The sequence below is a fragment of the Methanobrevibacter boviskoreani JH1 genome, from assembly GCF_000320505.1.
Lineage (GTDB): Archaea > Methanobacteriota > Methanobacteria > Methanobacteriales > Methanobacteriaceae > Methanarmilla > Methanarmilla boviskoreani.
This window is the reverse complement of sequence record NZ_BAGX02000024.1, coordinates 1-20,009: the sequence shown is the minus strand read 5'-3', so window position 1 is coordinate 20,009 and position 20,009 is coordinate 1. Positions and strand designations below refer to the sequence as shown.

Here is a 20,009-nt window from a genome sequence, read left to right as displayed (position 1 = left end):
ATAAAAATATATAATCTTTAATTAAGCTTATTATTTTACAATGTTTCTTATTTTTACAACAAATTTTAAAAAAATATCAAAATTAAATAGTTTAGTATATTTATAATAAATTTCAAAAATAAAATCATTGTTGATAATAAACATACATTGAAGGATATTATATGAATAATCTATTTATCTTAACTGAAGAAAGAGCAAAAGTTGATGTGATAAAACAAATTTTGAATTTATATTCAGAAGAGTATAATAAGAAAGTTAAAATTAATAATTTAAAAATTATTCCAGAAATTAAAAATAATAGACATACTTTTAAATACAGAGTTCATGGAGTAGAAATAGAAGAAATTGAAAATATTACGATATTTATAGTTTCCGGCTATTCAAGTTTTGTGGATTTTTTACTATTTGAACAAAAAAATAAACCTGATAACAATGACGATAATTTATTAATGTTAATTGAAGAAACAAAAACAAGTGATAAAGAATCCCGAAATACTGGAGTTTATCAACGTAGCTCTAAATTTGTTTATGCAGATTATTACTACCCAAATGTTCCAAAGTATATGTTGTACAATTCAGAAAATAAGGATCATGATAAAAAACCTACCGATACAAATATTTTTGGAACAAACCTTTTATTAACTCAAAATGTGAAAATCCTTGGAAAAGACTTATCCAATTATAAAAAATTTGAATCTATTAAAGAATTAGTTAATTATAAAAACAACATGAAAAAACCACCTAAAGGTAATGTACCAATTGAAATTACTGTTAAAAAAGACAAAATAGAAATTTCCGGAAGATTATCAAAGCCAGCTAAAAAGGGAAATATTGGACACGATCCCAATATTGGTTCCTTAACATCTATAGCAAAAACACTAAGAGTTTTAGGTTGGAAAGATTCTATTGTCATCACAAAACATGGAGTAAAACAAGAAAAAGTTGACAAAATGAACAATAATAAATTTCTAAAAATTGCCTCTATTTTAGATATAAGTCTTGAGGGAATCACATTTGAAAAATCTGAAATACCTAAACATTATTGGAAATATGAAGAGAATTCAGAAAAATTAGGTACTATTTTTTTACATTTATTAGCAATTAATTTAGATAAAAATATTAAAGGTATTTACGAAAATCATGCAGGTTGTGAAAGAGGATACTTTTATACAAAATCTGGAAATATATTAACTATTCCAAAAAAAGATCAAAATGGAAAAAAATTGTACATACCTGATTTAATTTTAAGAAATGATAAATTTAAAGAAATTCTACTTATTGAAGGAAAGAAATCTTTAACCTTACAAAAAGGATTAGAAGAAATAAAACATTTTGAATCTATTGAAGATGAAATTATTAAACCCAGATATAAAGATTATAGTATAAAAAGATGGATTGTGACATATGGAAAAGATATTTACCATAATGGACTTAACAATAATGTATTGTTACATTTAAATAAAAATGGAAGTTATTATATAAATAAAAATGCTCCATCTTGGATTAAAGAGATTTTACATAATAATTAATAAAGAAAGATTAATAATTTATTACAAGAACTTCTTTAGAAACTTTATTTTTATCTTTCTTTTTATAATTTGAATTAGAATAGTCAGAATCTATATTAATTACATTATAATTATTTTTTTTAATCCAATTAATCAATAATGTGTTTAATTTTTCACCTTGACTAATTACATTAGATAATGCAAACTTAATATTATTTTCATTTAATTTATCTAATAGATTTAAGAGATCTATTTCCTCCTTTACTGTCCAATTTTTAAATCCTCTATTTCCATCATTATAACTTCCAGTAGTTATTAAATAAGGGGGATCACAATAAACCATAGAATTTTGATCTAAAACACTTAATAAATTTAAATCCGTAAAATTTTTATTATAAAAAATAATATTTTTTTCATGAATTTTTTTTACAAATTTTTCTAATCTATTTTCCATATTTTTAGAAAAACAACTTCTATTAGTTCCATGAGGACAATTATACTCTCCTGAATTATTATATCTTATTTGATAATTAAATGAATAAGCTATTAAAACATATAAATCCAAAGGATTATTTGAATTTTTATTATAATAATCTCTAAATTCTAAAAAACCTTCTTTTTCATCTTTTTTTATATTAAATTCTTTAATTCTATTTTTTATATAATTTATAATATCTTCATAATCATTATCCGAGAAATATTGAAATAATTCTACAAGAGGAGTTATTTGATCATTATAAATTATTTTATCTGCATCAATATTAATCCCCACATTAAAACCACCACCAAACAAATCCACAAAGGTTGTTATGTTTGTTGGAAAATTTGGATAAATTTGAGGTAATAATTTGTATTTTCCACCAACATAATTAAATGGAGATTTTAAGAATTGTTTTGTTCCTTTTTTTCTTGATTTTTCAGTTTTTTCCTGAGGTATTAATCGATTTTCAAAACCAAATAAAGTAGTTTGTTTTTCTTTTATTAATTTTTTAATAGGTCTATTTTTATCCATTGGTTTTAATTCTATGAAAAATAATAATTCTTTTAAATCTCTACTTTTCTGCTTTTGTTTACTCTTATATTTTCGATATTTTATTTTAGTTTTTTTAAATGTATCAGGATTACCATATTTTTTAAATATTTCTTCAATCTCATTTTCAGTTAAAATACCATCAGTACTATAACTCATTACAATATAATTAAAATCAGAATTAGAAACAATATCCTCTAATGCATCATATACCTCTTTTTTTCTACAAAATTTGGAAATTTGGTTAGAATAATCCCTCATACCTGTTACTCCCTTTATTTCAGGATAATCATAACGTGCTATAGTTTCTAAAACATGATAATTTGGGACATATTGCCTACTATTATATGGAGGATCCAAATACAATATATTCCCTTTAATTTCTCTAATTAAATCATGAGAATCTTTATTATAAGATTTATTATTTTTTCCATTATCCAAAACATTAAGTTTAGGAAATTCAAATGGTTTATATACTCTTTTATCCCAATGTTTTAAATAAGACCCATAAACACCACTAATATTTGAATAAAATGGAACTGCCTCTAACAATAATGCAAGCAAATAATAATATTCATCTTTATTAATAATTTCTTGTTTATACCATTTTTCAATTAAAATTCTTATTAAATCTATTCTTTTACCTACTTCAGGTATAAAATACATCCTTTCACAGTTTTCATTAGGCGTATAATTATTTAAAATAAATAATTCCTCATCCTTAATTTCAAAATCATTTTGTAAATCATCTAATGATTCTGTTTCTAAATATTTCAAAATTTCATTTAAAGAATTTTTATTTAAATATTTTTTAAGAGAAATGAAATCCGGCATCTTGTTAATCTCAATTGTAGCTCTTTGTAAAACATATGAAAAATACATATTGTCATTTGAGATAATTTCATAATCTTTTTTAAAATACCTTCCCACTGAAGCACTTCCAGAAAATATATCGCAAAATACTAAATTTTCATAATCAGGAATATTTTCATGAATAAATAACTCAATATCTTCCAACAAATTTGTTTTGTTCCCTATAAACCTCATATTTTCATTCACCAAAAATTTTTTTTCTTTAAAAGTTGTAGAAATAAATGATTTTTTAGATAACTATGTAAATGTTATATTTTTAACTAATTCAGAATCAGTATTCCCCAATTCACCCTTTAATTTTTGTAACAACCCATATTTGTTCTTTAGTAAAATTTACTTTAATTCTTTTTACTTCTGTATCTATATTTACACAATATATGTGCATAATTAGAACATCATATATTATTCTGAATATATAAAACTTAAATTAGCATATGAAAACTAATTTTTTTAATAAATCATTTAATTAAATTTTATTAAATTATAAATTTAGAAATTCTAAAAATATACATTTAATATGATAAAACTCCAATGAAAAAAGTAAAAAAAAAAATAATTATAATAAATAAAAAAGAATTTAATACAATTAATAAAATAATTAAAAACAAATTATTTATTTTTTCTTATTACACGAGCAGGAGAACCTACTGCAATAACATTAGATGGAATATCTTTAGTTACAATACTACCTGCACCAATTACAGTATTATCACCAATAGTAACACCAGGCAATATAATTGTATTGGCACCAATCCAGGACCTATTACCTATCTTCACTGGTTTTTTAGTATTGAGGAAAGTATATTCTATTGAATCATCAAAGTTACCTTTATCATCAATATATGAATAGTCTTCATCTTCCAAATCATCATCAACAGGCAATATACGCTCACGGGTAGATACTGGATGGTCAGCACAGATAACCGTAACATTTGTAGCTAACAGAGTATAGTCTCCAATTTCAATTGAATCTGTATCCAAAAATGTACAGCCAGCATTGATAAAGGATCCCTTTCCTATTTTAATGTTTGATCCCACATTACAACTAAATGGTAATAGAACTTCTGTTTTCTCACCGATATGTCCAAATAAGTCATTTAACAATCGGTGTTTCTTATCAACTTCAGAGGGGTGAAGATTGTTTAATTCATAGATTATACCAGATGCACGAGCAAATTTATCAGCCCATTCTGCCTCATGTAATTCAAGAGGTCCTTTAACGGCCCATTTCTCATCATCCATTATACTCCCTCAGAAAATAATTATAAAAAATCCAAGATTATAAAAAAAATAGTAGAAAAAGAAAAAAAGATAAGCCATCTATTCGATGACCATTATAGCATCTCCAGCAGAGACTGCATCACCTTTTTCAACATATATCTCTTTTACAACACCATCTTTATCGGCCTGAATATCATTTTCCATTTTCATAGCCTCTAAAACAGCGACTGTTGAACCTTTAGTGACTTTATCTCCAACCTGGACTTTGATATTTAAAACCATACCCTGCATAGGTGAGGTAATTGCCCCTTCAACTGGTGAAAAAGGACGTTGGTCTGAATCCTCAATTTGGAAGTATCCAGTAGGTAAAATTTTAACATCAAACATGTCCCCATCTACCTCAACACTATATTCTGTTGGAATAGCTGTTGTGTTGTCGGAAAGTTGTGATTTAGGTTTAAGTTCTTCCTCTTCAGCGTCTCCCCTCAAGAATTTAGCACCTACCTCAGGATATAATGCCAAGGTTAGAACATCCTCAGGTTTTTTAACGATACCTTCCTCTTCACCTAATTTTTTATACTTTTCAAGTTCAGGTTCAAGTAAATCTGCAGGTCTGCAATCGATAGGTTTCTCATCACCTAATATTTTCCTGTAGATTTTATCATTAACTTTAGCAGGAGGACGTCCATACATTCCCCTCATATAATCTTTAATTTCGTTTGATACCATTTTATATCTTTTACCACCAAGAACATTCATTACAGATTGAATACCTACAATCTGACTGGTAGGTGTTACAAGAGGCGGGTAACCCATATCCTTCCTTGTTCTAGGCATTTCCTCTAATACATCTTGATATCTGTCAAGTGCATTTTGTTCTTTTAATTGAGATACAAGGTTAGATAACATTCCACCAGGAATTTGATATAATAAAACATCAGTATCGATTTGTTCAGCAATAGGATCAAGGATAGATCCGTATTTCTCCCTCATGTCATTGAAATAATCTTTAATAGTATTGAGTAATTTAAGATCTAATTTTGTATCAAATGGGGTTCCTGCAAGTGCTGCTACAATACTTTCTGTAGGTGGTTGGGAAGTTCCCCATGCTAATGGTGATATTGCAGTATCTAAAATATCGACACCTGCCTCACATGCAGCATAATATGTAACCGGTGCCATTCCACTGGTACAATGACAATGTAAATCTACAAGCAAATCGGTTTCTTCTTTAAGTTTTGAAACAAGCTCATATGCAGATTGTGGAGTGATTAATCCAGCCATATCTTTAATACAAATGGAATCACAATCAAGTTCCTCAAGTTTTTTAGCGAAATCCACATAGGAGTCGATTGTATGAACAGGACTAATAGTATAACTAATAGTTCCTTGAACATGAGCTCCTTGAGCTTTAGCTACTTTAATAGATTGTTCCATGTTACGTATATCATTTAAAGCATCAAAAATCCTAAATATATCAACACCATTTTCATAGGATTTTTCAACAAATGCGGTTACAACATCATCAGGATAGTTTTTATAACCTAAAAGATTTTGACCTCTTAAAAGCATTTGGATAGGAGTTTTAGTAGCTTTTTCTTTGATTTGTCTCAATCTTCCCCACGGATCCTCATTTAAGTAACGGATACATGTATCAAATGTAGCTCCTCCCCAAGCTTCTAAAGAAAAATAACCTATTTGATCTAACTCTTCTACAATAGGAATCATATCTCGTGTTCTCATACGAGTTGCTAATAGTGATTGGTGAGCATCCCTTAAAGCGGTCTCAGTAATTTTTGTAGTTTTCATAAAAATACACCATTCCCATAATAATATTACCTTATTGTTAAAATAAGGATTTAATATCAACATTAAACTAAAATTATACAATAATAAAGTTAATCCAAATTAAAGAAAAATATCTAATCAAATAAATCTATTTAATATATTCATAATCTTTAATTTAAATATAAATTTTTCACTAAATAATTATATATTGTTTTTTATATTAATAAAACTTAACTATTTTAATCCCATATTAAATTTGTAAGGATAATCCAGAAAAAATATAAAGTTGTACAAATGAATGAAATATACAAACAATGAGATTATTTTAGAATATTTACAGAAATTTTAAGAATAATTAAATAGAGCTTTAAAAAAACAGATGGAAATTAGGTATAACTAAAAACTAAAAGAATCTTAAGGATAAAAGGACATCGACTAAAAAAAATAAACCCTAAAAAATAGACAAGATGAAAATATTCATTAATTTTAGTTCTAAAAGATAAACTAAAAAAAGCTATTTCTAATTTAAAACAAACCAAAATATCAGATTTAAAATAAATAAAAAGTTATTTCTAATTTAAAACAAACCAGAAAATATCAGACAAAGTTCAATCAAAAACAAGTAAAAATCTGTTTTTAAAAAATAAAGAAATAGATAAAATAAATTATCTATCTATCTTTCCCTCAATGAATAGATTTGATTTTTCAAAAGCTTCATCATCTGTATATTGAACAGGAGGATGTTTCATAAGATAAGATGAGATTGAAGTTAATTGACCTCCAATACCACGTTTTAAAGCTAATTTACAAACACGGACAGCATCAATTACACATCCTGCAGAATTTGGAGAATCCTCAACACTTAATCTAAGTTCGATATTCATTGGAACATCACCAAATTCCCTACCCTCCATTCTTAAGAAACAAAGTTTATTATCTTTCTGCCATGCAACATAATCACTTGGACCTATGTGAATATCATGAGGGTCAAGTCTTTCTCCAGCAACAGATTGAACAGCCTCGGTTTTAGATTCCCTTTTAGAAGCGAGTCTGTCTCTGTTTAACATATTCATAAAGTCAGTGTTTCCACCGGTGTTTAATTGATAGGTTCTATCCAGTTTAACACCACGATTTTTGAATAAGTTAGTTAAGGTCCTGTGAGTAATAGTAGCTCCAAGTTGTGCTTTAATATCATCACCAATTGCAGGAATACCTTTTTCTCTGAATTTTACTTCCCATTCAGGATTACTTACAATAAATACAGGCATACAATTGATGAATGCAATTCCTGCATCTAAACAAGCTTGAGCATAGAATTCAGTAGCCTTCTGAGATCCTACTGGAAGGTAATTTAAAAGCATTTCAGCCCCACTATCTTTTAAGATCTTAACAACATCTTCAAGTTCCGGTTCCTTCTCATCAGATACAACGAAAGTTAAATCCTCCTCAAAATTAGCCATGTGAGGAGCAACACCATCCAATACTTTACCCATTGAAACCTTAACATCAGTTTCGGGAATATCCTTCTGGAAGACAGTTGTACAATTAGGTTTTGCAAAAATAGCTTTATCTACTGTTTGGCCAACTTTTCTCTTATCAACATCAAAAGCAGCGACTACTTCGATATCGGATGGTTTATAACCATCAATTTCCCAATGCATTAAACCTATTGAATCTTCTTCATTCTTATCTGCATAATAATGGATTCCTTGGATAAGTGAGCTAGCACAGTTACCAATTCCAACTATAGCAATTTTAATCTTTTCTGTCAAAATAACACCCTATGTTAATAGTAAATAAAATGATAAAATTTAGTTTGATTTATTAAATATAATGTATCAACAAATAAATAACTATTGATAAATATATTACATATAGGTTTATATTAAGTTGTTTTTAAACTTTGTTAATAAGATTAAAAAAATCAAAAGGTTAAAAAAAATGAAGAAAGTTTTATTTATTACATTCTATTTTAATCAGAAAAATGAGATAGCATCTAAAAGATTAAGAAATCTTGGAAGATATCTGCCCAAATATGGATGGATGCCCATCATAATTACACCAAAGATTAATGGAGTAGATGCAGGTATAAATAAAACTGAACTTCCAGATATAGAAATCATTGAAACAGATTATGTTGACATGTTAGATAAATATACAGGTTTTTTAAAGTCAAAGAAAAAAACAAACAGCTCTGCAAATGACAACAATAATTTGACTGTAAATACCCATACAAACAAACTTACACAAAAGATGATACACATTGCAGGGGAAATATTTGCATATCCTGATGGAATGAAATATTGGTATAAACCGGCAATGGAGGCATCAAAAAAGGTCATTAGTGAAAATGAAATTGACGGGATAATATCCTCATCATGGCCTGTAACCTGTCATCAAATAGCTAAAGACCTACATCAACAATATAACATTCCATGGATTGCTGATTTAAGGGACTTATGGAATGAAAACCCATATGTAAATCATAATTTTATAAGAAGACACTTTGAAATGAAATTAGAGAGGGAAATGTTTCAGGACACGGACATATTAACCGTAACAAGCCCATTATCCAAAAACATATTGCAGTCATTACATCCGGAAAAGGAAATTTATTCAATAGAAAACGGGTATGACATGGAAGAATTTAAGGGTCTTGAAAACATTAAACCAAAAGGAGACAGATTAAATATCACCTATGCAGGTAAATTATATGAAGGTAAAAGGGATCCCCAAATTCTTTTTAGATCAATAGAAGAATTGGACAATGAGGGCAAAATAGACAAAAACAGGATTGCAATCAATTTCTATGGAGATAGTGGAAACATACTGGATATTGCAAAATCATACAACCTTGAGGACATGATCAATATCCACGGATTTATAGACCATGACAAGGTACTTGAAAAGGAAAAGGAAAGTGACATACTTCTTTTAATTTCATGGAATAATCCTAAAGAGGCAATATTCATTCCGGGAAAAGTCTTTGAATATATGGGGCTTCAAAAACCTGTAATATCCATAGGATATAAAGAAGGCTGTTTAAAACATATTATTAACCAGACAAATATAGGATACCATACAGACAATGTCAAAGAATGTAAGGAAGCCTTTCTTAAATATTATAATGAATTTATAAAAAATGGAAAAATAGAATATCCTGGAAACGAGAAGATTAAGGAATATACAACGGAAAACATGACAAGGAAATTTGCTAAAATACTGAACAGGATTAGTAATTAATTAAAGAAATTATAAATAATATTAATTGAAATATATAAGAAATAGTTTATATAATTTAAAAAACTGTGTGTAAAATGACTAAGGAAGACTTATATATTAATGATGAGGAGATTAAGAAGAAACCTCAAGATCCCAAATCTAGAAAGATAAGGAATATACTTTTTATCTTATGTTTAATACTGGTTATTTCAGGGTTTATCGTAGGTCTTCATGCACTCCAGGTTCAAACAAGCAATACTATAACATTAGAAAACAGTAACTTCCAATTACCTGAAGGTACTACAGTTGATGATTCCAACAATAAAAACAACAATATTGTAACCTTAAAGACCTATGACGGTGATGGATCAATTACAGTTATGGAAAATACTACCTTGACAGAAAGTGATTTTCAGGATTATATTATTGAGGACGAGTATAACATAACCATGAGTGGAATTCCTGTTTTAGTTATTGAAACAACTAATGAAAATTACAATGAACAGGGCGAAACCGATTATCAATTTACTAAAAACGGAATTAAGTATGTAATATCCTCTACAAGTAGTGAGTATTATGTTGAGGATATTATAAAAAGTCTTAAGAAGAATGACAGATAATTTAACTTAAGACTATCTTTAACTTTTTTTAATGAAACTTAAAATATAGCTGTTTTTAAAATCAATATTAGAACAAACTATTTTTAAATAGATAACAAAATAAACTGTTTTTAAATAAATAGTAGAATAAACTATTTTTAAATAAACATAAATAAACTGTTTTTTAATGAATACTTAAGATATAACCGTTTTAAAATAATATAAAACTATTTTTAATTAATACTCAATAAACTGTTTTTTAATGAAAAGTCTAAACCGTCTATTTTTAAATAAATTATAAAATAAGTATTGGAAATTATATTGTTTTTTAAAACAATATCTAAAAAAAACCGTTTTAAAAATTCAAAATAAGATTATCTAATCCAAATAATAAAAATAGCTATTTTTTAAAAAAATATTAAAAAAAGGAAAAAATAGAATAAAAGGTTAAATTAATTTAGATCCCCTGATTTTTTATATAATGTCACATTACCATAATTTATAATCTTGTTATAATTATTAACATCCAAACTAGAGTCATTTCCAATATAATAGGTCGTATTATATTTTTTAAGATTATAATCCAATATAGTAGAGTTATTTGATATAGTTATAGGCTTTATTTCCTTATGTAAATACCATACATATATTGGAGCCCTATTAGCACCAATTACCGTATTTACATAATCGGGATAATTACTGCTTAAATAATTAGCCATGTTTTGCTCATCATCTACAAGGGAATCATATTTATCCACGTTTAAAGAATATGCCGCAGACATAATAAATACCAAACCAAATACCAAAAGGATTATGGTGGATAACTTTATATTATAATCCTTTCTATGGTTTTCTTTAAGGTCAAAGGAAATATTTCTAATTCTATTTGTGTTCACTATAATATACAATGCCAAGATTACCAAAGCTATAAATCCCGGAGCAATAGTTGTAAAATATCTATCCGCCTTAGTAATATGTGAAGTAAAGAATACCAAATATGCAAAGAACCATGTAAACATCAGAATATCAAAATTGAAATATTTATATTTTCTTTTACGTGGAATGTGGTTATATTTACCTATAACCTTATTAGAAAGTACCCCCATGAAATAAACAATTCCAAATAACAATAGTTCACTTAAAACTACCGTAAATCTACCTGCAGTTAAAAATACAGCAATCAAAGCAACTATACAAATAATTATCAGTTTATAGATAATTGACAACGGAACATCACGTCTAAATAAACGAATGTACTGTTGATTATAGGTAACCTTTAGAATATTTCTAGTTCTATAGAGGATTAAAAACAACCCTAAAAGAAATACAGATATGACAATATAAGACAATGTGCTTAAGTTACTTATACAGTTTACAGCATGAGTCAGATAGAATCCCAGATCATTAACAACAGGATGGGAAAGCTGTGACTGCTTTGCAACCTCACCTGCAACCTCACCAGATTGACTTAAAAATCCGAATGCGTAATGATTAACTAAGACATATCCCACATAAGGTAAAGAGGTGATGATTCCAAGTGCAATGCCTCCAAGAGTATTCCTCCAATAATTTTTCAACTTCCTCCAGGAGAATACCCTCAAGATATAATATAAAAACATTACCGGAACCATCAACAATGCAGTATACTTAGCCAGAAATGCAAGTACCAATGCAGGGAAAGCCAGATAAAAGTATTTTTGATTATTGTCCACAGCCATAATTAAAGCATACAAAGCAACAATAGATAAAGAAATTGAAGGAATGTCGATAGTACCATTTGCAGCCCAAAGTAAATTAATACTTAAACATCCATAGATAATCGCACCAACAAGGGCATAGGGATTTCTAAATCTAATTCTTAGAAGTTTATAGAAAAACACATTTCCAATAAAGTAGAAGATTCCACAAACTATAAAGATACTTGAAACATCCACGAAACCTAATCTAAAGAGAAGTGAAGTTAAGAAAGGCACAAGAGGAGGTAAATTGTTTATATAAGCATATCCTGCAAATTGAACACCTGAAAATCTTAAAGCCAATGATAGATATAAATACACATCACGATAAGATCTACCTAAAAAATTTGTGTTGGAGTTAATGTATACAAGAAGAAATGTAACTATTGCAAAAAATACAATGACAAAAGATAAGGAGATTTTATCCTGATTTCTTCTCAAACTCTTCATTAAATTAGATTTCATAGTTTCCTCACATGAATTTAAATAAATCAATAAATTTAAATACAAAGATCCTAAAAAAATATCCATTTAAATACTTAAATTGAATATTTATAAAAATTTAAATAATAAACTAGAAAAAGACTCCCCTATTAATCAAAAAACAATTAAATAGAAGATTTATCCTAAAATGTTTACTTAAAAAATTTTTACTAAAAAGCATAATTAAATATATTTAATTAAGTATTTAATCATAATTGAAAAATAGAGTATAAAAAAATTAATAGACTATAATATTTAAAAATTAAATTAACATTAAATTATAAAACTTTAGAAATGTGATTAGATGAATGCATATTTAGAAATTATAAGACCTGGAAACGCAATTATGGCAATTATTGCCGTAATTCTAATGGGTGTTATAGGACATAACTATAGTCTTCCTTTAATTTTAGGTATGGCTGCAACTTTCCTAGCACTCGGTGGTGGAAATGCAATCAATGATGTTTTCGATATAAAGATAGACAGTATCAATAAACCTGAAAGACCTATTCCCTCTGGAAGAATAGGATTGAACACCGCAAAATATTACTCCTACGGACTGTTTTTATCTGCAATAATCATCGGTGCCTTTATAAGTTATATGACACAGAATATTGGTCCTGTTCTTATTGTAATAGGTGCATGTATACTTGAATATTTCTATGCACGTAATCTTAAATCAACGGTGCTAGTTGGAAATCTTTCCGTTGGATTTTTGACCGGATTATGTTTCCTGTTTGGAGGAGACATAATTGGTGCAGAAACACATACCACATTGATTATTATAATATCCGGAATTCTCGCATTCTTCGCACTTCTCATGACCACTTCAAGGGAAATCGTCAAGGACATGGAGGATATTGAAGGAGATACGGAGGAGGGAGCTAAAACATTCCCCATAGCATATGGTAAAAAATCTGCAGCTTATCTATCAGCAGGACTAGCCATAATAGACACAATATTATGTCCTCTTCTTTATGTATACCACATCTTCAATATCTACTATATTGTAATTGTATTCTTTGCGATGATACTGTTCTTCTACAGTTCCTATAAGATTTTAAAAGACCAAAACACCGAAACATGTAGTGAAGTTTCAAGAAATCTCAAAATAGGAATGTTCATTGCATTTATAGCATTTGCATTAGGGTCATTCTAATTTCTAAAAAGCCATTGAAAAAGGATATAGTTTACGATTATAAGATTCTTTATTAAAAAAATTATAAAATTTCTTCAAACTTTATGTATTATGATGAAAAATCGAATTTAATGGGATAGTTAAAATAGCCATTTATCTATCAAATCTTAAAACAATTCAAATTTATTAAAATTGGTGTAAATAATGGAATTTACAGAATATAAAAAGGATATAATCAGCATTGTACTTCTGCTTACAATAAGCGCTACAATTCTTTATACCCTTTTAAACATTGATATGAAGATGGGAGTATACTATATTCATGATGTTTATAGTTACTTGAATAATGCCCTTGCATTTGCAGGTCTTGGTGGAAGTAGTAAAAACCATGGATTGTCCCCCCTTATTCCATTTTTAACCTCACTGTTTTTTAGATTAGGTTTCGTATCCGATAAAACCATACTTATTGTATCAGGTGTTTTTTATATATTTACAGCACTTGGAATGTACGGGCTTTTACGTATAAGATTCAATGAACTTCTAAGTTTTACAGGAACCATCGTTCTTTTAACATTTCCAATAAACATTGCATGGGCATCTAAGGGAATGCTTGACATTCCAGGTCTTGCAATGTCTATCTGGGCAATATATTTAATGGCACTTGGATTATACAAGAATCCGAAATACTATTATCTTGCCTTTCCTGTTTTAATACTCGGATTCTTTACAAGGTATACCGTGATATTAACCTTACCTGCAATGATTATGTTAATATTCTTTACTGGAAACCCATTAGATTATATCTATAACCATTTAGGAAAATTACTTAAGGGAATATTATCAGGGATTATTAGTTTAGCCATTGTTCTCGGATTATATAGAATATACAATATTCCATTTTTCTTCATTAGCCAGTCATCCTCAATATCTGCAACAAGTAATCCTACAGCATCCCAGGCAGTATCAACAAGTACAGCTGCAGCAACCGTAAACAATGTATTATACTATCTGGACAATATCCCATTGTATCTTGGAACCAGAAAATGGATTCCATACTCATTTAAACCTGGAAAATATCTGTTTAATAAACTAGTATGGATTGGAAACAATCCGTCAATATTGTCCTATATATTCATGGCAATAATCTTAATTGGAATCATTTTATATCTTTACCAATTACTTAATAGGTACAATAGAGGAAAAATCTTAAAAAAGAGGGACAAATATTTCTATGCAAAAGTGATATTGTTTATCATTCCTTTGATATTCTATTTCATAAGCTTTACAAAGGTCTCATTATATACCTCCATATTATTAATTACAGTATCAGTCCTTGCATTGTTCAGACTCATTAGAAAAGCCGATTTAAAGTATATGGCAATAGACTTCATGTTTATATACTGGGGACTAGTGAATATCACATTCTATTCATACCACATTATTAAAACAGACAGATACGCAATTACATTCACACCTGTACTTGCATATATGATTGTTCTCGGATTGTATTTGATTTACATGAAACTTAAAGACCTTGAGATTTCAGAAAAAACACTGAATACAATCAAAGTCCTAATTCCAGTGTTACTCATAATAGGATCACTTGGATACACAGGATATTGCATTGGGGAAAACAGCCCACATACATTTGATAACCAAATGCCACAGGATATCATGGAGGCATCAGACAATCAAAGAGCAGTTACCGACTGGTTAATAAACCATGACAAGGATTATAGAAACAAAGAAATCTGGGCAGACGATTGGAGTGGAATAGCATTTAATCTTAGAATGGATGTAAATAACACCGCAAGCTATAAGAACCTATCAAACTTCACTACAGCTTTACTAAAAAACAATGTAGACTACTATATAGCTGAAGGTAAAAACGAAAATATAAGTTCAGAACACTATAAAATCATTAAAGAGGAAGGAAATATTGTACTTTATAAAAGAATCTGAGGAGTAATTATGAGAATTTTACATGTTGTACCATCATTTGTTCCATGCCTTGCTGCAGGGGGAGTCGTGAATGCGTCCTATCAAATAGCTAAAAAACAGGTCGAATTAGGTCACGAGGTATATGTCTTTACAACCGATACCTGTATCAACAGACTTGTATTTGAGAATAACTATGATGTGGATGTAGACGGAATACATGTATACTATTTTAAAAACATTTCAAACTCCTTTAAAAACAGGTTTACAATTGATACACCTAGGGGACTTAAGGGCCAGCTTAAAAAGCAGATTAAGAACTTTGATATCATCCATATACATGAACATAGACATACGCTTGCCATATTGGCCCATAAGTATGCCGTGGAAAATAACATCCCCTATATCCTACAAGCCCATGGATCCGTTCTACCTTTCTTTCAAAAGGAGGGTCTTAAAAACATATTTGATAAGATTTGGGGATTTAACATACTTCATGATGCAAAAAGGGTATTTGCACTTACAGAAACCGAAAAGGAACAATACCTTAAAATGAATGTGGAGGATAAAAATATTGAGATTGTGCCTCTTGGAATAGATCTTGAGGAATATAACAATCTTCCGAAAAAAGGGGAATTCAGAAATAAATACAAGATATCTGAAGATGAGAAACTGCTTATATTCATAGGTAGATTGAACCGCATAAAAGGTTTGGATTTACTTGTAAAAGGCTTTAATGATTATCTTAAAAATTATAATGATGACAATGTTAAGTTAGCCATTATAGGTCCAGATAACGGTTTTGAAGAGGAGATTGAAAAGCTTATAGATAAGTTCAATATCAATGACAAGGTAATTCTTACAGGCCCCCTTTATAGGGAAGATAAGCTTAAAGCCCTTGTAGACTCCAATATCTTCATTATGCCATCACAATACGAATCATTTACAACAAGTGGACTCGAGGCCATGGCCTCATGTAAACCTTTAATATTAACCAAATGCAATCATATCGCAGAATGGGTTGACGGAAACTGTGGAATAAGCTGTGACTATAATATTAAATCTCTATCCAAAGCCATCAACACATTAATTTCCGATGAGGAGCTTATGAAAAAATATGGTATGGAAGGTAGAAGACTAACAGAGGAAGAATACAACTGGGACAAGATCATAGATAAAATAATTAAAATCTATTCTAGAATCATATCAGAGAACAATAAATAATCCATAAGATTATTTAAGAAATGACTTTAAAAAGAATCTTTTAAAATCTTTGAAAAATTAGACTTTTAACCCCGTCTTAAAAAGTTAAGATTAAGTTTCCAAATAGACATAAAGGATTAAGGGAAACTAAGGATTAATCTTTTAAATAGCATGACTTAAACCAAGTAAATTATTTTTTAATAAAAATTAGTTAATGTAAGCTATAGATTACCCTCAGTAAATAGAATAGAATAAATCTGATTTAAACTATAATTTAGCAAATGTTAGATAGAATAAAAAATATATAATAATAAAAATATATAAGTAATATAATTCTATTAATTTTATAAGAAATTTTAAAATATTTAGTAATTTTCTAATATTTTCTAATTTAATTGAAAAGTTGAATACGTGGATTAAAATGAAGGTTGTGGTTTGTAAAAATTGTGGTGCTAATTTCCAAATAGATGACAATGAGGACATTAACACCTATGAGTGTTCTATTTGTGCTGGAGATTTAATGTATGATGACGATTATGAGAATATCCCATCAAATAGTAGAACCCAACGATTCAATACTGATTTTCTTGAAAAAACCTACAACATGGTCCAATGTGAGGATTGTGGTCTCAAATATCGTTTGGATAAGACAGACAACATCAACGATTACATGTGTACCAGCTGTGGAGGCAGACTCCAATATATCGATAAGAATATGGAACCGCGTAACTTCAAAGAAGAAACCTTCAGTAACCAATTAGAAAATGACATTATGGAAGAGCCTGAAGACTATGATGACGGTTATATCTATGTAGACCACAGTAATGATGAAGTTTATCAAAATGAAGATGACACATTCTATAACGGTTTTGTTGAGGATACATATTATACAGAGGATAAAGATCAAATTAACAGCAATCCTTTAGATGATGCGATTTATACAGACTATGAAGAAAACAACGATAATTTGAATCTTAACAATTATACAAGTTACGAGGACAATGTTGAACATAGCAAACACCCTTCCCTTTATCCCAGACAAGAGGAAAGTTTTGAGGCTGAGAAACTAGAGGTTCCGGATTCCCTTGACTATGATGAACTTAGAGGATATTTAATAGGTTCATTCAAGGAAAACATGGATAAAAGATACAAGTTATATAATCTGATGAAGGATAGAAAAGACACATATAACTCCAATAATAACTTAAACACTACCGAAAACAACTACTACAATAACATAAACACAAGTGTGAATAATTCCAGAAATACTGCCTATAAAGATAGAAACTCTGATATTAAGTCTAGGAGATTAAACAATTCTGAAAATAAAAATAACATTTTTGACGGGTCTTATAATGTATCCAAAATTGTAGGCGATGATTTAAAATTACCTAAAGAAGAAAAGTCTAAAAAGAGATTAGGTTTTCTAGACTGGGGAAATTCCAAATTTAAGGATATTAGGGATAGGGACCATAATAACGAAGACAATAATTTTAAACCCCAGATTGACCAACACCATTCTTTTATAAATAATTCAGATTACAGACAATCTGATGATTCTTTTTTTTATTCAAGTGATATTCTAAACCCTGATATGACACTTGAAAGTCTAGATAATATTAAAAAACAGAACCTTGTACCTGATCCTAACGAGACAAATGAACCTTACTCATACATCTATATCGGAATCGGTACCTTAGTAATGGTTCTCGGTTTTTTTGATACAATACGTTCCAATAGGACCTACAGTTTAATCTTTGTATTTATAGGAATGGGAATATTTGCAGTAGGACTTCTGAAAAATAGGGCATTTGATGAAAAGGAAAAAAGGGGAAGAATCATCCGTTCCAAACTGTTAACACTTCCTGAAAACTTCTATGTCCTATATTATGTCAAGGTTCCAGAATCCAATGACGGAATAAACCATGTTGTGGTTGGACCAACCGGAATCTATACCATTGTATCACAAAAGTATGATGCAAAGGAAGACAAAGATAGGATAAAACAGGAAAATGAAACTAAAGAACTAATATCACTTCTTGGCGAGGACAGTGATAAAAGATTGATTCCCGATGAAAATCCGATAACCTCCAAGTTTATTAATCCCAACCAGAAGGTCAGATTTGAACATAACAATAGAATCAAACAAAAGGTTTTAAGATTGTCCTATGAACTGGAAGACTTCTTAAAGGAAAATAATTTAGAATGTCCAATAGAACCCTATGTTGGATTTGTAAATCAGGATGTGGCCGTATTAAACAGTCCACTGAATGATGAGGATTATTTTATTGACGAATTATTAAATAAAATCGTCAATTCACCGGTTAAAATCAATTTAAATACGGTACATAAATGTGCCATACTCCTAACCCAATACTCAACTAAATGTTCCAATTAGATACAAAGTTAAACTTTTAAATTATAGAAAACAAGAACGAGTAAATATTTATATATGTGAATATATTAATTTATTAAATATGAGTTTATTGAGGGGAAAAATCATGTCTGAAGAAAAACCTTTAAAGATGGAAACAAAACTATATGATTCTATTGCCTATGGATACCTATATGGATTAAATCAAAGGATTCCTGATGAAGAATTTGAAAAGGTCAAACCTTATTTTAGAGAATTTAGAAGAAAGGATTTTGTCTCAGGAACAACCAAAATTACAGGTCGTCCAGACGGATGGAGATGTCTTGAGAAAGATGTTCCAAAAGTTGAAGAAATTCTTGGAATAACAGACACTCTTGAGAAACGTTGGAAGAAGGTGGATGATGCATTTAAGGATCCTGAAAAGAAACAGATGCTTAAAGACCAATGCCTAGACTGGTTGAACACATTATTTATAATGGGAGGAACCCGGCCAAAACAAGATCTAAGTAGACTTGCAATACATTCATCTAAAATCTATGATCCGGAAGACAGCTTTAAAAATGGAAGGGAAGGGGGCAGAGGAAGTTTGTTTATCTACACACCTCATGGAATGTGGTATATCAAAAACAACAGTTTTGAAGGAAGCGACCCATCATTAAACAATGTTTATATGAAGGACGGCAAAGGAGCTATTGGATATAGATTAATGTATGAAGATATTGTAGATACCCTTATTAGAGTATATACTGAGGAGAATCTTTACACTGGAGACCAATTATATTAGGTTTAATCTATAAACTTAACAACCCCACTTTTTTATGCTATTTTTAAAAACCTGTAAATTTTTACATTTTAACTAATTTTTAGAAATAAAATTGTTATAATCCTTTAATTCT

Annotated in this window: 13 protein-coding genes; 8 read left to right on the top strand and 5 right to left on the bottom strand. The window is 29.0% G+C overall.

The annotated features are described in order from the left end of the window. Nucleotides 1-161 precede the first annotated feature (161 nt). Nucleotides 162-1,529, top strand: coding sequence for a hypothetical protein (locus tag ON24_RS06980; protein ID WP_040682431.1), 1,368 nt, complete (start codon nt 162-164; stop codon nt 1,527-1,529). 10 nt (nt 1,530-1,539) lie between these two features. Here the strand turns inward: ON24_RS06980 and ON24_RS09465 are convergent, their stop codons facing one another. The 4 genes from ON24_RS09465 to ON24_RS06960 all read right to left on the bottom strand — a co-directional run bounded on the left by ON24_RS09465 (nt 1,540) and on the right by ON24_RS06960 (nt 8,192). Then, a complete protein-coding gene (locus ON24_RS09465) occupies nt 1,540-3,585 on the bottom strand; it encodes a Dam family site-specific DNA-(adenine-N6)-methyltransferase (protein WP_050553586.1) in 2,046 nt (681 codons plus the stop codon). A 435-nt stretch (nt 3,586-4,020) separates the two neighbouring features. After that, entirely contained in the window at nt 4,021-4,653 is a 633-nt protein-coding gene (locus tag ON24_RS09510) for a sugar O-acetyltransferase (protein WP_016357928.1), read from the bottom strand. Between the two features lie 78 nt (nt 4,654-4,731). Further along, on the bottom strand, nt 4,732-6,441 hold the full coding sequence (gene oadA, locus ON24_RS06965) for a sodium-extruding oxaloacetate decarboxylase subunit alpha (RefSeq protein WP_040682430.1): 1,710 nt from the start codon (nt 6,439-6,441) through the stop codon (nt 4,732-4,734). Nucleotides 6,442-7,085: 644 nt separating this feature from the next. Further along, the gene (locus tag ON24_RS06960) at nt 7,086-8,192 is read right to left on the bottom strand and encodes an inositol-3-phosphate synthase (RefSeq protein WP_040682429.1); all 1,107 of its coding nucleotides are present in this window, start codon (nt 8,190-8,192) and stop codon (nt 7,086-7,088) included. Between the two features lie 169 nt (nt 8,193-8,361). On the opposite strand from ON24_RS06960, the gene ON24_RS06955 reads away from it, so the two are divergent. Further along, a complete protein-coding gene (locus ON24_RS06955; protein ID WP_040682428.1) occupies nt 8,362-9,663 on the top strand; it encodes a glycosyltransferase in 1,302 nt (433 codons plus the stop codon). A gap of 74 nt (nt 9,664-9,737) precedes the next feature. Then, entirely contained in the window at nt 9,738-10,262 is a 525-nt protein-coding gene (locus ON24_RS06950; RefSeq protein ID WP_040682427.1) for a hypothetical protein, read from the top strand. 431 nt (nt 10,263-10,693) lie between these two features. Here the strand turns inward: ON24_RS06950 and ON24_RS06945 are convergent, their stop codons facing one another. Beyond that, entirely contained in the window at nt 10,694-12,442 is a 1,749-nt protein-coding gene (locus ON24_RS06945) for a glycosyltransferase family 39 protein (RefSeq protein WP_040682426.1), read from the bottom strand. A gap of 322 nt (nt 12,443-12,764) precedes the next feature. Here ON24_RS06945 and ON24_RS06940 point away from each other — a divergent pair, with 322 nt between their 5' ends. From ON24_RS06940 to ON24_RS06920, 5 genes are all read left to right on the top strand, one after another. Further along, complete coding sequence (locus tag ON24_RS06940; protein WP_040682425.1) at nt 12,765-13,619, top strand: UbiA family prenyltransferase; 855 nt, start codon at nt 12,765-12,767, stop codon at nt 13,617-13,619. A gap of 183 nt (nt 13,620-13,802) precedes the next feature. Continuing rightward, nucleotides 13,803-15,560, top strand: coding sequence for a glycosyltransferase family 39 protein (locus ON24_RS06935; RefSeq protein WP_040682424.1), 1,758 nt, complete (start codon nt 13,803-13,805; stop codon nt 15,558-15,560). 9 nt (nt 15,561-15,569) lie between these two features. Beyond that, a complete protein-coding gene (locus ON24_RS06930; protein WP_040682423.1) occupies nt 15,570-16,760 on the top strand; it encodes a glycosyltransferase in 1,191 nt (396 codons plus the stop codon). 400 nt (nt 16,761-17,160) lie between these two features. Further along, entirely contained in the window at nt 17,161-19,137 is a 1,977-nt protein-coding gene (locus ON24_RS06925) for a SprT family zinc-dependent metalloprotease (protein ID WP_040682422.1), read from the top strand. Nucleotides 19,138-19,240: 103 nt separating this feature from the next. After that, nucleotides 19,241-19,897 carry a hypothetical protein gene (locus tag ON24_RS06920; protein WP_040682421.1) on the top strand — a complete coding sequence of 219 codons (657 nt, stop codon included), beginning with the start codon at nt 19,241-19,243 and terminating at the stop codon, nt 19,895-19,897. Nucleotides 19,898-20,009: the final 112 nt, after the last annotated feature.